This is a genomic window from Streptomyces sp. NPDC056347, assembly GCF_042262625.1.
Lineage (GTDB): Bacteria > Actinomycetota > Actinomycetes > Streptomycetales > Streptomycetaceae > Streptomyces.
Window position 1 is genome coordinate 19,775 of sequence record NZ_JBHJQP010000010.1, and the last position, 17,418, is coordinate 37,192.

The 17,418-nt window shown below is 73.7% G+C and carries 15 protein-coding genes; 6 read left to right on the forward strand and 9 right to left on the reverse strand.

Features of this window, described 5'->3' with window-relative positions; genetic code table 11:
• Positions 1 to 31: 31 nt before the first annotated feature.
• From ACFCV8_RS04505 to ACFCV8_RS04515, 3 genes are all read right to left on the reverse strand, one after another.
• Positions 32 to 1,333 (reverse strand): SWIM zinc finger family protein, encoded by a 1,302-nt coding sequence (locus ACFCV8_RS04505; protein WP_376683747.1) that lies wholly within the window; start codon positions 1,331 to 1,333, stop codon positions 32 to 34.
• Positions 1,330 to 4,242 carry a DEAD/DEAH box helicase gene (locus ACFCV8_RS04510; protein WP_376683748.1) on the reverse strand — a complete coding sequence of 971 codons (2,913 nt, stop codon included), beginning with the start codon at positions 4,240 to 4,242 and terminating at the stop codon, positions 1,330 to 1,332. The genes ACFCV8_RS04505 and ACFCV8_RS04510 overlap by 4 nt, the downstream gene beginning before the upstream one ends.
• 149 nt (positions 4,243 to 4,391) lie before the next feature.
• A complete protein-coding gene (locus tag ACFCV8_RS04515) occupies positions 4,392 to 5,366 on the reverse strand; it encodes a slipin family protein (RefSeq protein WP_376683749.1) in 975 nt (324 codons plus the stop codon).
• Between the two features lie 215 nt (positions 5,367 to 5,581).
• On the opposite strand from ACFCV8_RS04515, the gene ACFCV8_RS04520 reads away from it, so the two are divergent.
• Entirely contained in the window at positions 5,582 to 5,926 is a 345-nt protein-coding gene (locus ACFCV8_RS04520; RefSeq protein WP_376683750.1) for a hypothetical protein, read from the forward strand.
• A 15-nt stretch (positions 5,927 to 5,941) separates the two neighbouring features.
• Here the strand turns inward: ACFCV8_RS04520 and ACFCV8_RS04525 are convergent, their stop codons facing one another.
• Positions 5,942 to 6,637, reverse strand: a complete 696-nt coding sequence (locus ACFCV8_RS04525) for a class I SAM-dependent methyltransferase (protein WP_376683751.1) — start codon at positions 6,635 to 6,637, stop codon at positions 5,942 to 5,944.
• A gap of 67 nt (positions 6,638 to 6,704) precedes the next feature.
• Positions 6,705 to 7,916: a PucR family transcriptional regulator gene (locus ACFCV8_RS04530; RefSeq protein ID WP_376683789.1), complete on the reverse strand. Its 1,212-nt coding sequence runs from the start codon at positions 7,914 to 7,916 to the stop codon at positions 6,705 to 6,707.
• Between the two features lie 234 nt (positions 7,917 to 8,150).
• On the opposite strand from ACFCV8_RS04530, the gene ACFCV8_RS04535 reads away from it, so the two are divergent.
• Genes ACFCV8_RS04535 through ACFCV8_RS04545 form a run of 3 tightly spaced genes read left to right on the forward strand, consistent with a single transcriptional unit; the run spans position 8,151 to position 12,142 of the window.
• Complete coding sequence (locus ACFCV8_RS04535) at positions 8,151 to 9,002, forward strand: SGNH/GDSL hydrolase family protein (protein WP_376683752.1); 852 nt, start codon at positions 8,151 to 8,153, stop codon at positions 9,000 to 9,002.
• Positions 9,003 to 9,008: 6 nt separating this feature from the next.
• Positions 9,009 to 11,000 (forward strand): hypothetical protein, encoded by a 1,992-nt coding sequence (locus ACFCV8_RS04540; protein WP_376683753.1) that lies wholly within the window; start codon positions 9,009 to 9,011, stop codon positions 10,998 to 11,000.
• Positions 11,001 to 11,041: 41 nt separating this feature from the next.
• Entirely contained in the window at positions 11,042 to 12,142 is a 1,101-nt protein-coding gene (locus tag ACFCV8_RS04545) for a tyrosine-protein phosphatase (protein ID WP_376683754.1), read from the forward strand.
• Between the two features lie 45 nt (positions 12,143 to 12,187).
• Here ACFCV8_RS04545 and ACFCV8_RS04550 read toward each other — a convergent pair whose 3' ends face one another.
• The gene (locus ACFCV8_RS04550) at positions 12,188 to 13,318 is read right to left on the reverse strand and encodes an ADP-ribosylglycohydrolase family protein (protein WP_376683755.1); all 1,131 of its coding nucleotides are present in this window, start codon (positions 13,316 to 13,318) and stop codon (positions 12,188 to 12,190) included.
• Positions 13,319 to 13,395: 77 nt separating this feature from the next.
• Here ACFCV8_RS04550 and ACFCV8_RS04555 point away from each other — a divergent pair, with 77 nt between their 5' ends.
• Positions 13,396 to 13,674 (forward strand): DUF6343 family protein, encoded by a 279-nt coding sequence (locus ACFCV8_RS04555; protein WP_376683756.1) that lies wholly within the window; start codon positions 13,396 to 13,398, stop codon positions 13,672 to 13,674.
• Positions 13,675 to 13,697: 23 nt separating this feature from the next.
• On the opposite strand, the gene ACFCV8_RS04560 is transcribed toward ACFCV8_RS04555, so the two are convergent.
• From ACFCV8_RS04560 to ACFCV8_RS04570, 3 genes are all read right to left on the reverse strand, one after another.
• Positions 13,698 to 14,066, reverse strand: a complete 369-nt coding sequence (locus tag ACFCV8_RS04560; protein ID WP_376683757.1) for a tetratricopeptide repeat protein — start codon at positions 14,064 to 14,066, stop codon at positions 13,698 to 13,700.
• A 127-nt stretch (positions 14,067 to 14,193) separates the two neighbouring features.
• Entirely contained in the window at positions 14,194 to 14,796 is a 603-nt protein-coding gene (gene coaE / locus ACFCV8_RS04565) for a dephospho-CoA kinase (RefSeq protein ID WP_376683758.1), read from the reverse strand.
• Between the two features lie 192 nt (positions 14,797 to 14,988).
• Positions 14,989 to 15,927 (reverse strand): PAC2 family protein, encoded by a 939-nt coding sequence (locus tag ACFCV8_RS04570; protein WP_376683759.1) that lies wholly within the window; start codon positions 15,925 to 15,927, stop codon positions 14,989 to 14,991.
• A gap of 466 nt (positions 15,928 to 16,393) precedes the next feature.
• Between ACFCV8_RS04570 and ACFCV8_RS04575 the strand changes: the two genes are divergently transcribed.
• Positions 16,394 to 17,356: a right-handed parallel beta-helix repeat-containing protein gene (locus tag ACFCV8_RS04575; protein WP_376683760.1), complete on the forward strand. Its 963-nt coding sequence runs from the start codon at positions 16,394 to 16,396 to the stop codon at positions 17,354 to 17,356.
• Positions 17,357 to 17,418: the final 62 nt, after the last annotated feature.

Sequence of the window (17,418 nt, forward strand, 5' to 3'; positions counted from 1 at the left end):
CGGGCTTCGGCGCCGGCGGCTCCCGGCCGTCTCAGTCGCCGCTCAGTTCCATGAGCGTGTGGACCGGGTCGGTGTGGGGTGTCGCGCGGGGCCACCAGTCGTCCGCCGCCGGCTCGGACTCGTAGCCGTACCAGCGGCCGTCGTGGCCGAATCGGAGCTGGAGCGTGCCGCCGGGGTGGGTGAGGTGGTTGCGCCGGGGCTGGAACCGGGGGAAGCCGGCTGCCGCGAGCGCCGGACGGGCCCGGTCGAACGGCCCGGCCGGGGGGTCCCAGCCGGTTTCGAGGACGGCGAGCCCTCCGGCGCCGCCCTGGCGCCAGGCCGCGACCGCGCGGGCCAGGTCGGTGGTGGTACGGCCGGTGGCGTGGGCCAGCTCGCGGTAGAGCGCGCGGGTGGTGGCGGTCAGCCCGGAGGTGGGGCCGGACGCGGCCAGCCGCACCGCGTCCTGCCAGGTGGTGAGCCCGGCGACCGGGTCGTCCCCGGTGGTGAGGAGCGCGTGCGCGCGGGCCGCCGCGTCCGTGGCGAGACGGTCGAGCGCGAGCGGGTCGCGGGCCCCGGGCAGGCTCGGGTACGACGGGGGCTGCGCGGGGTGCGGTGGCACCGGCAGCGGGGCGGGCGGCGGCGGGAGGTAGCGGGCGGCCAGCGCCTCGTGGGCCGGCACGGAGGGGATGTCGGGGGCCGCGGGGCGCTCCCGGGCGGAATGGGCGGCGTTGCGGCGGCCCAGCTCCTCCAGCAGTTCCCGCTCGCCCCGGCCGCGCATCAGCAGCAGGACGAACGGGTCGGCGTCCAGCAGCCGGGCCGTCTGGTAGCAGAGCGCGGCCACGTGCTTGCAGGGGCGGCCGTGGTCCGGGCAGGTGCAGCCGGGGTCGAGGTCCCCAGCGGTGGGCAGCAGCCCGATGCCGGACTCGGCCGCCGTGTCGACCAGGGAGTGCGGCATCTCCTTGGTGAGCAGCGCGGCGAGGTGGCCGGGGCGGGCCGCGACGGCGTCGAGGAAGGTCTCCCAGTCGGGGCCGTCGAAGGCCCGCAGCCGCAGCTCGCAGCGGTAGGGACGGGGGCGGCTGCCGTGGACGTAGGCGACGACCCGCCCCGGGGTGACGGTGATCGCGGCGACCTTGCCGCTGTCGGCGTACGTACGCCCCCGGGAGAGCCGGGCGTCGTCCATCGAGAGGGATTCCAGGGCGTCCACCCAGGCGCGGCCCCACCAGCTGTCCGCGAAGGGTTCGTCGCCCTGCGAGGTGCGGGGCGGTACGGCCTCGAAGGTGCGGCGCAGGTCGTCCGGGCCGGGGCGGGAACGCACCGCGGGGCGGCGGGAGGCGGCGGTCGGGCGGGGGCTCATGCCGGCCTCCGGAGCGAGACGAGGTCGGCCAGATCGCGGTCGCTGAGCTCGGTCAGGGCGCTCTCGCCCGTCCCCAGGACCGTGTCGGCCAGGGCCCGCTTCGCCTCCAGCAGCTCGCCGATCCGGTCCTCGACGGTGCCTTCGGCGATCAGCCGGTGGACCTGCACGGGCTGGGTCTGGCCGATGCGGTAGGCGCGGTCGGTGGCCTGTTCCTCGACGGCCGGATTCCACCAGCGGTCGTAGTGGATGACATGGGCGGCCCGGGTGAGGTTCAGACCGGTGCCCGCCGCCTTGAGGGAGAGCAGGAAGACCGGGACCTCGCCGGACTGGAAGCGGTCCACCATGCGCTGCCGCTCGGCGACCGGCGTACCGCCGTGCAGGAGCTGGGTGGGAACGGCCCGCGAGGCGAGGTGCGCGGCGAGGAGCCTGGCCATGGAGACGTACTGGGTGAAGACGAGGACGGAGCCGTCCTCGGCGAGGATCGTGTCGAGGAGTTCGTCGAGCAGGGCGAGCTTCCCGGAGCGGCCGACGAGCCGGGTCGGCTCCTCCTTCAGGTACTGCGCGGGGTGGTTGCAGATCTGCTTGAGCGAGGCCAGCAGCTTCATGATCAGGCCGCGCCGGGCGATGCCCTCCGACGCCTCGATGAACGCCATGGTCTCGCGGACCGCGGCCTCGTAGAGCGTGACCTGCTCGCGGGTGAGGAAGACGGGATGGTCGGTCTCCGTCTTGGGCGGCAGTTCGGGGGCGATGCCGGGGTCGGACTTCTTGCGGCGCAGCAGGAAGGGCCTGACCAGTCGGGAGAGCCGCTCGACCGCTTCGTCGTTGGCGAGGCCCGCGGCCGTGCCGGTGCTCTCGACGATGCGGGCGTGCCGGGCGCGGAACGCCTTGAGGGGGCCGAGGAGTCCGGGTGTGGTCCAGTCGAGCAGGGCCCACAGCTCGGAGAGGTTGTTCTCCACGGGGGTGCCGGTGAGGGCGACCCTGGCCGGCGCCGGGATGGTGCGCAGCGCCTTGGCGGTGGAGGACTGCGGGTTCTTCACGTGCTGCGCCTCGTCGGCGACGATCAGCCCCCAGGCGTGGCCGGCCAGCTGCGCGGCGCTGGAGCGCATCGTGCCGTACGTGGTGAGGACGAAGCCGCCGCCCGCCCCGTCGAGGGTGCGGTCGGTGCCGTGGAATCGGCGCACGGGAACGCCGGGGGCGAAGCGGCCGATCTCGCGGTGCCAGTTGCCCAGGAGGGAGGCGGGGCAGATCACCAGGGTGGGTTCGGCGCGGGCCCGGTGGAGGTGGAGGGCGATGAGGGTGATCGTCTTGCCCAGGCCCATGTCGTCGGCGAGGCAGCCGCCCAGGCCGAGGGAGGTCATCCGGTCCAGCCAGGCCAGGCCGCGCAGCTGGTAGTCGCGGAGTGTGGCGTCGAGGCCGGGCGGCGGGGCGACGGTGGCGCGGTCGTCGGTGATCCGGGCGCGGAGCGCGGCCAGCGCGCCGACCGGTACGGCCTCGACCTGCTCGCCGTCGACCTCGGCGGTGCCGGTCAGGGCGACGGCGAGGGCGTCGACGGGATCGAGCAGGCCCAGCTCGCGCTTGCGTGCCTTGCGTACGAGCGCGGGGTCCACGACGACCCACTGGTCGCGCAGGCGCACCACCGGCCGGTGGGCCTCCGCGAGGAGGTCCATCTCCGCCTCGGTGAGCCGGTCCTCGCCCAGGGACAGCTGCCAGTCGAAGGCGAAGAGCTGATCGGCGTCGAAGAACGAGGTGCCGTCGGTGGCCGAGCCGGGCGCGGGCCGGACCACGGCGGTGGCGGTGAGCGAGCGGACGAGGTCCCGTGGCCAGTGGACGCTCACCCCGGCCGCGGCCAGCCGGGCTCCGGCGTCGCCGAGCAGCTCGTACAGCTCGTCCTCCGTCAGGGCGAGCACATCGGGCACCGGCTGGTCCAGCAGCCGTTCCAGCGGCTCCCAGACGCGGGCGGCCCGGCGCAGCGCGAGCACGGCGTCGACCCGGGCGCGCGGGCCGAAGGGCTCGCCCGCTTCGCCGCTCCACAGCGCGGCGGCGTCGGTGACGTAGGTGGGGTCGGCGAGGCTGTGCACCTGGGTGACGGCAGCGGCGGCGTGCCGGGCGCCGGGAGCACCCCGCGGGCCGGGGTCGGCGTGGGCGTCGGAGGTGTCGAAGAGCTCGTGGCCCGACAGGTCGAGGCGCAGCGAGACGCGCACTCCCGCGTCGAGACCGGACGCCGCCTCGACCGCCCAGGCCCGGGCCCCCGGCAAATGCTGGGCCTCGCGGGCGGCGAACGGGGCGCCCATCGCGTGTGCCGCGGCGGGAGTGCGCGGCAGGGTGTCGGCGACGGCGTCCAGGAACGCGCCGATCAGCCACTGGGGGTCGGCGAACCGGAGCGGGGTGCGGTCCGGCAGCGGGATCGCATTGCCCTCGGGCGGCAGGGCGGCGGCGATCGCCCTGAGGTGGGCGATGTCCTCGGCGTCGCGCGGACCGGCCCGCCAGGCGTCGTGGTCCCCGCTCGTCAGGCCGGGAAGCAGCCGGCCGCGAGCGACGAGGTTGAGTGCCTGGAGCGCGGCGGCGCCCCAGCACCGGGTGGCGGGATGGGCCGACTCCCGGTGCCGGGCCCGCACGAGCAGCGGCAGCGCGTCGGCTACGGGCAGCAGCACCGCGGGGACCGCGCAGCCGCGCACGCCGTCCCCGTACGGACGGACCACGGTGATCTCGGCCGCACGCGCACCGGGAGCGGGGCTCTCCGGGCCGGCGGGATGCCCGCGGAGAGCGGCGGGGTCCGGGAGCGGGCCGCCTGCGGGATCCCAGAAGGCGACGCTGCCGTCCCTCGGCAGCGGAGCGGGCAGGAAGACGGCGGCACAGCTCAGCAGGCGGGCAGCGGAAACGTCCTGCCGCCGGTGTTGTGCCGCGCTCATCGCCGCGCCTCCCCTCCCGCTCCGGCCGTCGTGGCCGCCGTGCTCCTGATGACTCCTGCCGAGTCTAGGCGGGGGCTCCGACAACCGGTCGGGCAGCCATGTCCCAGCAGGTCAGACGCGGTACGGAGGGCTGGGGAACGGCCCGGGAATCAGTGCCTGGCGAGCGGCTTCGGACGGGGCGGAAGCGCGGAACGCCGCGACGGCTGCGGCTGCCCGGACTGCTGCTGGGCGGACTGCTGCTGGGCCGGCTGCCGCGGCGGCGTGGGCCGCGGGCCCGGCCTCGGCCCCGCCTGCACCCGCGCCTGGACAGGCTGCGCGGACTGTACGGACGGGACGGCCTGGGCAGGTTGTGCGGGCTGAACCGGCTGCGCGGCCCGCTCCAGGAAGCGGAGCAGCTCCACCGGGAACGGCAGCACCAGCGTGGAGTTCTTCTCCGCCGCGACCGCCACCACGGTCTGCAGCAGGCGCAACTGGAGCGCGGCGGGCTCGGCGGACATCGCCCCGGCCGCCTCGGCGAGCTTCTTCGACGCCTGGAGCTCGGCGTCCGCGTTGATCACCCGGGCGCGACGCTCACGGTCGGCCTCGGCCTGGCGGGCCATGGAGCGCTTCATCGTCTCCGGCAGTGAGACGTCCTTGATCTCCACCCGGTCGATCTGCACGCCCCATCCCACGGCAGGGCTGTCGATCATCAGCTCCAGGCCCTGGTTGAGCTTCTCGCGGTTGGACAGCAGATCGTCCAGATCGCTCTTGCCGATGATCGACCGCAGCGAGGTCTGTGCCATCTGCGAGACCGCGAAACGGTAGTCCTCGACCTGGATCAGGGCACTCGCCGGGTCGACCACCTTGAAGTAGATGACCGCGTCCACCCGCACCGTCACGTTGTCCCGGGTGATCCCGTCCTGCGCCGGGACCGGCATCGTCACGATCTGCATGTTGACCTTGCGCAGCCGTTCGATGCCGGGAAGCACCATGGTGAAGCCGGGCCCGCGTACGTCGTCACGGAGCCTGCCGAGCCTCAGCACGACGCCCCGTTCGTACTGCTTGACGACCTTGGCCCCCGCTGCCACGTACAGCACGACGGCCGAGATCGCCACCACTATCGCGATCACGAGCTCCTGGACCATGACGGCCCCCTGAAAGCCGGAAATCACCTGGAGTGTTCCAGGCGAATGAGTCAGTCGCTATTACCACGGTATGCCCGAAATGACCTCATGTGAACATGGCTCCTCCGGGTCCCGTCCCCCGCCCGGCCGCGCAGCGGATGCCGAGGCCCCCGGAAGCGGGCAGGGTGACCAGCGTCGGCACGAGACACCCGTACGAGACAGACGAGGACCCGCCCATGCCCGTGATCGCCCACCGACGCCGCCGCCTCGGCATCGCGGCCGGGACCGCGCTCCTGACCCTCACCGTCGCAGGCTGCTCCGGCCTCGGCCGGACCGCGGTCGGGCCGGTCATCTACACGACGAAGCGGGATGCCGTGGTCACGATCAACAGCCCGCTCGTGAGGGGCTGCCACCGGCTCGCCCCGGGCGCGAAGGAACTGACCAACAACACCCTGGTCGATCTCATCCTGTACCGCACACGCGACTGCACCGGCCCCGGCACGACCTACGTCGGGCGGTCGCTCAGCGACGTCAAGGCACCCACCGCCCTGCTCTGGCGCAGCTACCGGACGGTCCACTGAGCGAGGCTCCCGCGGCTACACGGGCACGGCGCGCACCCAGACGCCGTCGTCCGTGAGATACCGGTCCACGGTCAGCCCGGCCGCCTCCAGACACGCCTCGAACCGCTCCTTCGACAGCTCGCGCGACCGGAACGTCTGGGTCCACCGCGCGTCGTCGAAGACGTACTCGACGTGGATGGAGTCCACCCCGTCGCCCACGGGCTCCGCCGAGACGATCCGTACGGTGTGCCCCTCCGGGTGGACCCGCTCCTTCGGCAGATCCAGGCGGTAGTCCGCGCCCTCGCGCTGGAAAAGCACGGCACCGCCGTCCTTGACATGCTTGCGGCAGGTACGCAGCAGCCCGTCACGGACCCGCTCGTCGCCCGCGTGCACCAGGAACGAGGCCAGCAGCACCACGTCGAACCGCTCCGCGCCGAGGTCCAGCGACTCGATCGGGCCGCACACCGTGCGGGCGCCCCGGACGTGCTCCAGCATCTGCGCCGACTCGTCCACGGCGGTGACCTCGAAGCCCCGCCCGATCAGCGGACGGGTCACCCGGCCCACGCCGCAGCCCAGCTCCAGGATGCTCGCCCCGGCGGGCACGGCCGCCGCGATCACGTCCGGCTCGTTGCCCACGGGCAGCCGCCGGTACAGCTCGACGGCGCAGCCGTCCGGCGTGATCGCGCCGGGTCCCGTACCCGAATAGCCCTCACGTACCCGTTGTCCGCTCATGTCCGGTCGAACGAACGGCCGTTCACGGGGGTTCCCCCGGGGGAGTGACCCTGGAACCCGGCCCCGCTCACACGGCGCGACGGGCCACCAGTGCGGCGCTGAGGTGCTGGAGATCGGCCGGGCGTGCCGGGGAGAGGCCGGTCAGCCGGTCGATGCGGCGGATCCGGTAGTCGACGGTGTTGGGGTGGACGTGCAGGGCGGCGGCCGTCGCCCGCCGGTCCAGGCCGAGTTCGAGATGGGTCTCCAGGGTGCGCAGCAGCTCCGGCTTCGCCTCCAGCGGACCCAGGAGCTGCGCGAGCCCGCGCAGGGCCTCGCTGGGGCGGCTGAGCTGGTACTCCAGCAGCACATCGGCCAGCCGGTACAGGCCGGGCGGCCGGCCGGTACGGGTGACCAGGTCGACGATCTCGGCGTTGCGGGCCACGGCGGACGGCACCTCCTCCGGCTCCGCGGTCTCCGCCGCGGCGGTGATGGGCACACCGGCCGCCCGGGCCGCCTCCTCGATCAGCGCGCACAGGCCGCCCGGCCCGCGCCACCGCGGCGGTTCGGCCGCCGGCAGCAGCACCGTGCCGCCGGAGGCGTCGAGGGCGGTGAGCACCGGCGTACCGGCGAAGTGATCGAGGGCCGTGCGGACACGGCGGATCTTGCGCCGGGCGGCGACGCGCGCGCCCGGCCCCGGCGGCTGGTTCAGCTCGTCGGGGTGCGGGGCCAGCGCGAGCGTCATCGTGAGGTAGCGGGCGGCCGGGCGCAGTCCGGTGCGGTGGGTGAAGCGGTCCAGGGGTTCGCCGGTCAGCAGGGCGGCCATCAGGGCGTGGCGGCCGCCGTGCTCCTGACTGTCGAGGATCTGCCGGGCCTCCAGGTACGCGCCGCTGACGGCGGAGGTCAGCTGCTGCTGGAGGACCATGATGCGGTCCATGATCTCCAGCACCGTGGGCAGGTCGCCGGGGAGCGCCCCCTTCGCGGCCTCCTGCCAGCACATCGCGGTGCCGACCTGGTAGGCGGTGAGGATCGCGTCCAGCGGAACGCCCTCCTCGGCGCGCTGGGCCGCCGAGTCGCGCTGCTGGGCGAGTTCGGCGTCGGTGGCGGGGCGGCGGTGCTCGACGACGTCGGCGAAGAGCCGCAGATTGTGCTGGACGATGTCGGCGATGTCACCGGAGATCTCCTCGTGCGGCAGATCCGCGTAGACCGGCAGATCGGCCAGCAGCCGGGCCACGACCCGGCCGGTCAGGGCGGGGACCCGGGCCCGCAGCTGCGCGGCCACCGGACGCCCGGCGATGGCCAGCGGCCGTTCCTTCGGCCCTTTCGCGGCGCCGGACTCCCCCGTGACGACGGGCGGCCGGTTGTCACGCGTCACAAGTTCCCCCGCGGAAGTCTGCGTTACCCACCAGTTAAACGACGGCACTCGAGTCTGCATGATGACCGGCGTCACACGCCATGCCACGCCACGCCCCCACCGTCGGAGGATGTTGTGAACCTGCCGCAGCACAAGGGTTTCTGTCGGACCGTCAACACTGCCGTGGGCGCTCTCGCCCTGGCCGGTCTGGCCGTGGGAGCGGGTGCGGTCCCGGCCTTCGCCGCCGAGGCCGACGCCCTCTCCTACGTAGCGCTCGGCGACTCGATGGCCTCCGGTCCGCTCATCCCGGACTTCACGGGACCGCTGGCCTGCGGCCGCTCCACGCACAACTACCCGCACGAACTGGCCTCGCGCCTCGGCGCCTCGCTGACCGACGTCACCTGCAGCGGTGCCGCGTCCAAGCACATGACCGAGGCGCAGTCGCTGTCGGTGCTGGACATCCCGATGGGTTCGGCACCGCCCCAGTTCGACGCGCTGCGCGCCGACACCGACCTGGTCACGCTGACCATCGGCGGCAACGACACCGGCCTGGTGGGCATCGCGCAGAAGTGCTCCACCCTCGACCCGAACGCCACCCCGTGCAAGGAGAAGTACAACGAGGGCGGGGTGGACCAGGTGGGGCAGCGCATCGCCGCGTTCGCGCCGAAGCTCGGCGTCGTACTGGACTCGATCCACCAGCGCTCGCCGCACGCCCGGGTGGTCGTCACGGGATACGGGCTGTACATCAAGCCCGGCGGCTGCTGGCCGCTCCAGCCGGTGCTCCCGGTGGACGCCGACTTCCTCCAGGGCAGCGTCGACCGGATGAACGCGGTGATCGCCGAGCAGAGCGCCGCGCACGGCGCCGAGTACATCGATCTCGCCACGCCCAGCAAGGGCCACGACTCCTGCCAGTCCCCGTCGGACAAGTGGGTCGAGGGGTACGTGCCGACCGCGGTCGCCGCCCCGCTGCACCCCAACAAGAGGGGCGAGGCCGCCTACGCCGCCGTCATCGGCGCACACATCCAGGGGAGCTGACCGGCCTTGCGCCACCTCCTGCTGCGCGGGCTGCTGGCGGTGGCGCTCGGCGCCTCCGCCCTGCTCGTCCCGGACGCTCCCGCGGCCCGCGCCGCCGGGGAGTCCGGGCCGGGCTGCGACCCGCTGGCCCCCGCCGAGTGCCTGCTGCCGTTCCCGAACGACTGGTACACCCGGCCCGATCCGGCCACCGACACCGGCCGCCGGGTCTCCTTCGACACCGCCGCGCTGCCACCCCCCGCCTCCGGCCGGCCCGTCGACCCGACGGCCTGGAACCGCTCCGACGGCTTCTCCCCCGGCTCGACGCTGATCGCGCACGTCCCCGGCCTCGACCCGGCGGCGACCGGCACGGCCCCGCTCACCGACATCGGCCGCTCCCTCGCCCCGGACGCCCCCGTCGTCCTGCTGGACACCACGACCGGCGAGCGGTGGCCGTACTGGGCCGAGGCCGACGCCAACGCCACCGACCCCGCCCGCCGCGCGCTGCTCATCCACCCCGCCCGCAACCTCGGCGAGGGCCACCACTACGCCGTCGCCCTCAGAAACCTCAAGGACGAGGCAGGCCGCGCGATCCCGGCGGCCGCGCCGTTCACCGCCGTCGCCGGGAAGCCGCTGCCCGCCGGGCATCCGCTGCGTGCCCGGCAGGACCGGCTCCGGCCCGCGCTGAAGGCGCTGCGCCGGGCCGGGGTGCGCGGTGAGGGGCTCTTCCTCGCCTGGGACTTCACCGTGGCGAGCGCCCGAAGCCTCAGCGGTGACCTCTTCGCCGTACGGGACGACGCGTTCCGCCGGCTCGGTGGCCGGTCGCCCGCGTTCACCGTCACCGGTGTCACCGACTTCACCGCCGGGCAGGACGCCCGGATCGCCCGCGAGGTGACCGGCCGGATCGAGGTGCCCGGCTATCTGGACGAGCCCGGCGGCCCGCCCGGATCCGTACTGCACCGCGGCCCGGACGGGCTGCCCCGACGGCTCCCGGGCAGTACCCGGGCCGCCGAGTTCCGCTGCGAGATACCGCGCTCCGCGTTCCGGACCCCCGCCCACCCCGCGCTGTACGGGCACGGTCTCCTCGGCCGCCGCTCGGAGGTCGGCGCGGGCAACGTCAAGGCGATGGCGGCGGAGCACGGCTTCGCGTTCTGCGCGACGGACTGGATCGGGATGGCCGAGGAGGACATCCCCGTGGTGGCCGGCGCGCTGGCCGACCCGAATCTCTTCCCCGCCGTTCCCGAACGCACCGAACAGGGCCTGCTGAACGCCCTCTTCCTCGCCCGCGCCCTGATCCACCCCGCCGGACTGACCGCCGACCCGGCCTTCCGCGACGGGAACGGCCGCCCGCTCGTCGACATCCGGCACGGCATCGGCTACGACGGCAACAGCCAGGGCGGCATCCTCGGCGGCGCCCTGCTGGCCGCCTCGCCCGACATCCGGCGCGGGGTCCTCGGCGTCACCGGCATGAACTACGGCCTGCTCCTCGATCGCAGCGTCGACTTCGCACCGTTCCAGCAGGTCCTGGACGCCTCCTACCCGGACAAGCTGCGCCAGCAGATCGTCCTCCAGCTGTTCCAGATGGTGTGGGACCGCGGCGAGACCAACGGGTACGCGGCCCACCTCACCGACCGCCACCAGGTGCTGATGCACATCGCGTACGGGGACCACCAGGTCGCCAACGCGGCGGCCGAGGTGGAGGCGCGCACCATCGGAGCCCGGCTGATCACCCCGGCACTCGCGCCCGGCCGCAGCCCGGACACCGTCCCGTACTGGGGCATCAGGCCCCTCGGCCGGGACCAACTGCCCTACCGCGGCTCGGCGATGACGGTGTGGGACAGCGGCACGCCCTCCCCGCCGGTCACCAACACCCCGCCCGCCGGACCGCAGTACGGCCACGACCCGCACTCCGACCCCCGCAACTCGTCGGCCGCGCGTCAGCAGAAGGCCACCTTCCTGACCACCGGCCGTGTCATCAATGTCTGCGGCACCGCACCGTGCACCGCCGCACCCACCTCCTGACCCCCCGCCGCGCCCCGACAGGGACGCAGACAAGGAGCACCATGCGCACCCGCCGCATCACCCGGGCAGCAGTCGCGGCAACCCTGCTCACCGGCACCCTCCTCGCCCCGCCCGCGCTCGCCGCCGCCGCCCCCACCGGCGCCCCCGCGGCAACCGCCGCGGCCACCACGCGCGCCGCCGCCGTGCCGTTCACCGCGGCCACCGCCAGGCGCGCCGCCGACGGCGGATACACGCTCTCCTGGGCCTCCGGCGCCGGATCGGTCACGGTCACCGCCCTCACCTCGCCCGACGCCGCCACCGGCACCCCGGTGGGCACCGCCCCCGGCACCGGCTCGCTGACCGTCCCCGCCGGGGCCCTCACCGGGGCCGGGCGCTGGTACTTCCGCCTGGCGCCGGACAGCGGCTCACCGCTCGTCGTCGCCGAGCGCTCGGCCGGCATCGACTCCGCCCGCAACTTCCGGGACATCGGCGGCTACCGCACCACCGACGGCCGCTGGGTGCGCCCCGGCCTGGTCTACCGCTCCAACAAGATCAACAAGCTCAGTGACGCCGAGCAGCAGCTGCTGCTCTCCCAGCGCCTCACCCTCGACATCGACCTGCGCAACGCGGTCGAGCGGTACCAGGACCCGGACCGGCTGCCCGCCGGGGTGAAGTACCAGGTCGCCGACGTGGTCTCGCTCGACCACGGCATCCGCTTCCACGACTCCGCGCTGATGACACTGGCCGAGGCCATCGCGGCCGGACTGTTCTCCGGCTCGTCCGACCTCGGCCAGTCCATCGGCTACCCGTTCATGGTCAACTTCGTGGGCGCCGACTACGCCTTCCGCGACCTGGTCACCGCCGTCGCCGGCAACGACTCCGGCGCGACGGTCTACCACTGCAGCTCCGGCAAGGACCGCACCGGCTGGAGCACCGCCGTCCTGCTCACCCTGCTCGGCGTCCCGCGCGAGACCGTCGAGGCCGACTTCCTCGCCAGCAACGACTACCTGGGCAGCCCCAAGGCCGTCGAGCTGAGCTGGCTGCGGGCCGCGTTCAGCCAGGTGGACAAGATCTACGGCGACTTCGACAGCTACGTGCGCAAGGGACTGAGGATCGACGACGCGACGGTGGCCAAGCTGCGCGCCAAGCTCCTCACCGACTGACCCGGTGCCGGCGTCCGGCGTACCGGCGGGCCGTGTCCCCGCCCGTCAGTACGCCGGGTAGCGGTCGTCCGGCCAGGCCACCGTGTGCTCGAACTCCAGGCACAGGTCGTCGGCCATCTCGGCGATCACGGCCCGGCCCTCGGTGGCCACCAGCCAGGACGCCGGAAGGTGCACGTCACCGTGGCGGGCACCGAGCAGATTGCCGCAGATCGCCCCCGTGGAGTCGCTGTCGCCCGAGTGGTTGACCGAGAGCAGCAGGGCCTCGGCGACCTGCCCGGCGCCGGGCAGCACCAGCGCCGCGTACACGGCGATGGCCAGGGCCTCCTCGGCGACCCAGCCCGCACCCAGCGTCTCCACCTTCTCGCCGGTCGGCGCACCCTGCGCGGCCAGGTCGAGGGCGGCCCGCAGCGCCGCGGAGGTCTCCTCGTGGCCCGGGTGGCGGCGCAGCAGCTCCATGGCCCGCAGCACGGCACCCTCGGTCGATTCGCCCTCCAGGAGGTACGCGACGGTCGCGGCGAGTGCCCCGGCCGCGTACGCCCCCGTCGGGTGACCGTGGGTGATCTGGGCGCACCAGTACGCGAGCCGGAAGGCCGCCTCGGGGTCCTGTCCCACCAGCCCGAAGGGGGCGGAGCGCATCACCGTGCCGCACCCCTTGGAACCGGTGTTGACGGGGCCGGGGTCGCCGAGGCGGTCGGCCGGTTCGGGGACGTGGCCGGTGGCGAGCCCGGTCAGGCAGGCGTTCCCGGGGGCACGGCGCGCGTAGAGCCAGGGCTGCTGCCTGAGCCGGCCGGTACGTACGGGGTTGCCGCCCTCCCGGGCCGGCGGCGCGGGGTGGTTCTGGGTGTCCAGCCAGCGCAGGTAGGCGTTCCGCACGGTCCGGGCAGTGGCGCCCCCGGCGCCGCTTCCCCCGCCCTTCGCCATCGCCAGGACATGGGCCCTGATCAGGCCTTCGACGGTGAACAGGGTCATCTGCGTATCGTCCGTGACCCGTCCGACGACGCCCTCGTCGTCCGGAAGGAGCCCCGTCACCCCCGATGCACCGTGCGCGCGCCGGATACCGGCCAGGGAGAGGAACTCCACCGGGTTGCCCAGCGCGTCCCCGATCGCCCCGCCCAGCAGGCAGCCCCGGACCCTCGCCCTGCGGCCCGCACGGTCCTCCCACGATGTGCCGTTCACGCACGTTCCCCTCGATCAGACGTTGCCCTGCGCCGGAACGCCGTCGCGGGTCCATGCTGGTAGGAGAGGCGATCGCCATGCGTACCGGCAATGAACCGATGACGGCCCGCAGTCCGTTGCGGCTGCGGCTCTGCCTGAGTCTATGGGGCCTGGCCTGGGCACTCTTCGGCCTGGTCGCCTTCACTCTGGCCGGCCGGGACGGCTGGGCCGTCGCCTGCGGCCTGCTGCTCCTGCTGGTCCTGGTGGATCTGACGGTGATCGTCCACCACATCCATCAGGGCCCGCACTACCAGCCCGGCCGCGGAATCCCGCCGTACGAGCCCGACCACGGCGGACACCGGAGGTACGGCCACTGAGCGGGGCGCCGGGGCCCGGGGGTTCAGTCCCGGGCCGGGAAGCGAGCCGCTCTCAGGTACTCCGGATTCGGGTCCAGCGCGGCCGCCAGCCGGAAGTGGCGGGCGGCCCGTTCGCCGCGGCCGGCGCGCTCGAAGGTGCGGGCCAGCGCGAAGTGCGCGAAGGCGTTGTCCGGCTCGCGCTCCAGGACCAGCTCGAATTCGAGCTCGGCGGGGCGCAGCTGGGCGGCCGCGAAGAAGGCCCGGGCGCGCAGCAGCCGGGCCGCGGTGTTCTCCGGATGTGCCGCGATCACCGAGTCCAGCAGCTTCACCGCGCCCCGCGGGTCGCGCGCGGCCAGCAGCTGTTCGGCCGCGCGGAAGTCGATGACATCGGTCTCCGGGGTCCTCTCGGACACGGTCCCGTCCTTCCTCGCGGGCCTCGTGTCCGCGTCGTACCGGCCCGGCGCGCTCGCAAGGCCCACTTCCTACCAGGTGTGCCAACAGCCGCCGAGGGAACGGTATTCCGATGCCGCGGGCCTGTCGTCAGCCGGCCGCGGCCCGGCGGGTCAGCTCCGCCCAGACCTCGCGGACCTGCGACTCCAGCTCCGCGGTCGATCCGTCGTTGTCGATGATCAGGTCGGCCACGGCGCGCCGCTGCTCGCGGGTGGCCTGGGCGGCCATCCGGGCGCGGGCCTCGGGCTCGGTCATGCCGCGCAGCCGCACCAGCCGGTCGAGCTGGGTCTCGGGGCGCGCGTCCACGACGACGACCAGGTCGTAGAGCGGGGCCAGGCCGTTCTCGGTGAGCAGGGGGACGTCGTGCACGACGATCGCGTCGGGGCCCGCGGCCCGTTCCAGTTCGGCGGAGCGGGCGCCGACCAGCGGATGGACGAGGGCGTTGAGCGCGGCGAGCCGGTCGGCGTCGGCGAAGACGATCGAGCCGAGCTTCGGCCGGTCCAGGGTGCCGTCGTCGGCGCGGACGTCCTCGCCGAACTCCGCGACCACGGCGGCGAGCCCGGGGGTCCCCGGCTCGACGACCTCGCGGGCGATCCGGTCCGCGTCGACCAGCACGGCCCCGTATCCGACGAGCAGCCGTGACACTTCACTCTTGCCGGCGCCGATCCCGCCGGTCAGGCCCACCTTCAGCATGCCCCGCAGCATAGGGCCTTTCGTTCGGATCAGGCCGGGTCGGGGAGCGGGGTCCGGTGCTGTGGATCGCAAGGCGGAGGAGGGAGCCATGGCGAGTGACGACAACGCGGCGAGGCGCGGCACCGGACCCCGCTCCCCGACCCGATCCCGACGAAAGGTCCTGGTACCCCCGCCCACGGCCGCCGGGAGCGGTCAGACGTCGCCCTCGCGCTCCGCCAGGAAACGCTCGAACTCGAGGCCGATCTCGTCGGCGGACGGCAGGTCCACCGGCTCGGCGACCAGATTGCCACGGGTCTCGGACCCGGCGACCGCGTCGTACTGGTGCTCCAGACCCTCGACGAGCGAGACCAGCTCCTCGTCGCCCTGGCCGATCTGCCGCTCGATCTCGGTCTGGGTGCGGTGCGCCTCCGTGCGCAGGGTGTGGGCGACGGCGGGCAGCACCAGGCCGGTCGCGGCCGTGATCGCCTCCAGCGCGGTGAGCGCGGCGTCCGGGTACGCGGAGCGGGCGACGTAGTGCGGGACGTGGGCGGCGACCCCGAGGACGTCGTGCCCGGCCTCCATCAGCCGGTACTCCACCAGGGCCTCCGCGGAGCCGGGCACCTGCGCCTCGTCGAAGGGGCTGCGGTGACCGGGCATGAGGTCGGTGCGGTTGCCGTGCGGGGTGAGGCCCACGGGGCGGGTGTGCGGGACGCCCATCGGGATCCCGTGGAAGTTCACCGCGAGGCGGACGCCGAGGCGCTCGACGATCTGCTCGACGGCGGCGGCGAAGCGCTCCCACTCCACGTCTGGCTCGGGACCGGACAGCAGCAGGAAGGGCGCACCGGTGGCGTCCTGCACGACCCGGACGTCGAGCGTCGGGGTCTCGTAGGCCGTCCAGCGGTCGCGCCGGAAGGTCAGCAGCGGGCGCCGTGCGCGGTAGTCGACGAGGCGGTCGTGGTCGAACCGGGCCACGACCTGGTGCGGCAGCGAGTCGAGCAGGTTGTCCACGATCTGCTCGCCGGTCTCGCCCGCGTCGATGTATCCGTCGAAGTGGTAGAGCATGACCAGGCCGGCCGATTCCTGGGCGAGCGCCATGTCGACGACGGCCAGGCCCTTCGGCTCCCATTCGTACAAACTCTGCGGATCAGGCACGGTTACCGCTCCTCCTCGTATTCGTCGGGAAGAACGTCCGGCAGCGCGCATGCATTCCCGGACTGTGCCCTTTCAGCCGCCGGTTCATGCCGTACGACAGGCGGAAGCGCCGGAGCGAGGGCGACGGTACGCGCACGCCTCTTGCCCGAGCCGTTCCGCACCGGCGCCCGGAAGCCCCCGCGTTGAGCCTCGTGCACCCGAACAGCGCCCCGTTCCGGGCGAGTTGACGGCCGTACGGGCGCACCATCACCGACAGCGGGCCGTTCCGCGTCTCTTCCGCCCCACCCGCACCACACATGCGTTCCCCCGTTCGCCCGGACCGTCGAGCCGACGTCCTCGCGGCACATTGGTCCGGACATTGACACGGCCGCACCGCGTCCCTAGCGTCACTGGGCAGCAAGTTCAGAGACTCGCCCCACGTTCATGTACGAGAACCTCGGACTCCTTCGACGGGAAGGCACCCCACATGCGCACCCGCACGCTGCTCCCGGCCCTGCTGGCCGCCACCCTCACCACCGGCTGCCTCGTGCTCGCCTCCGCCGCCACGGCCGGCACGGCCACGGTCGTCGACGTCGGCACCGCCGCGCAGCTCAAGTCCGCCCTCGCCGCCGCCTCCCCCGGCGACACGATCCGGCTGGCCGACGGCACGTACACCGGCAACTTCAAGGCGACGGTCCCCGCCACGGCCGCCGCCCGGATCACCCTCACCGGCTCGGCCAAGGCGGTCCTGACCGCGAGCGGGGGCTACGGGCTGCATCTCAACGGCGCCTCCTACTGGACCGTCAAGGGCATCACGGTCACCGGCGGCCAGAAGGGCATCATGGCCGACGCCGCCACGGGCGTCGTCATCGACTCGGTGACCGTGCACGGCCTCGACATGGAGGGCGTCCACTTCCGCACGTCCAGCAAGGACGGCGTCATCAAGAACTCCCGGATCTACGACACCGGACGCGACGGACGCGGCATGGGCGAGGGCGTGTACGTCGGCACGGCCAACGACCTCTCCGACCGCAGCGACCGGGTGCAGATCCTGGACAACACGATCGGCCCCGGGGTCGGCGGCGAGAACGTCGACGTCAAGGAGGGCACCACCGGGGTCCGGATCGCCGGGAACACCTTCGACGGCAGCGGGCTGACCGGCGCCCACTTCGACGACTCCTGGGTCGACGTGAAGGGCAACGACGTCCTGGTCGAGAACAACAGGGGCACCCGCACCACCAACACCGGCTACGAGACCCACACCCAGCAGAGCGGCTGGGGCTGCGGCACCGTCTTCCGGGGCAACACCTCCGACCTGAGCGGCGCCACCGGCGACAAGCGCCTCGCGATCAACGTCACCAACTACGGCTCCGGCTGCCCGACCACCGTCTACAGCAGCAACACGGTGACCGGCGGCAAGGGGCTGACCAACATCACCGTCACCCCGTAGCGCTACGGGCGGTCGCGGACACGCATGAGGCCCGCTCCCCGAAGGGAGCGGGCCTCACTTTC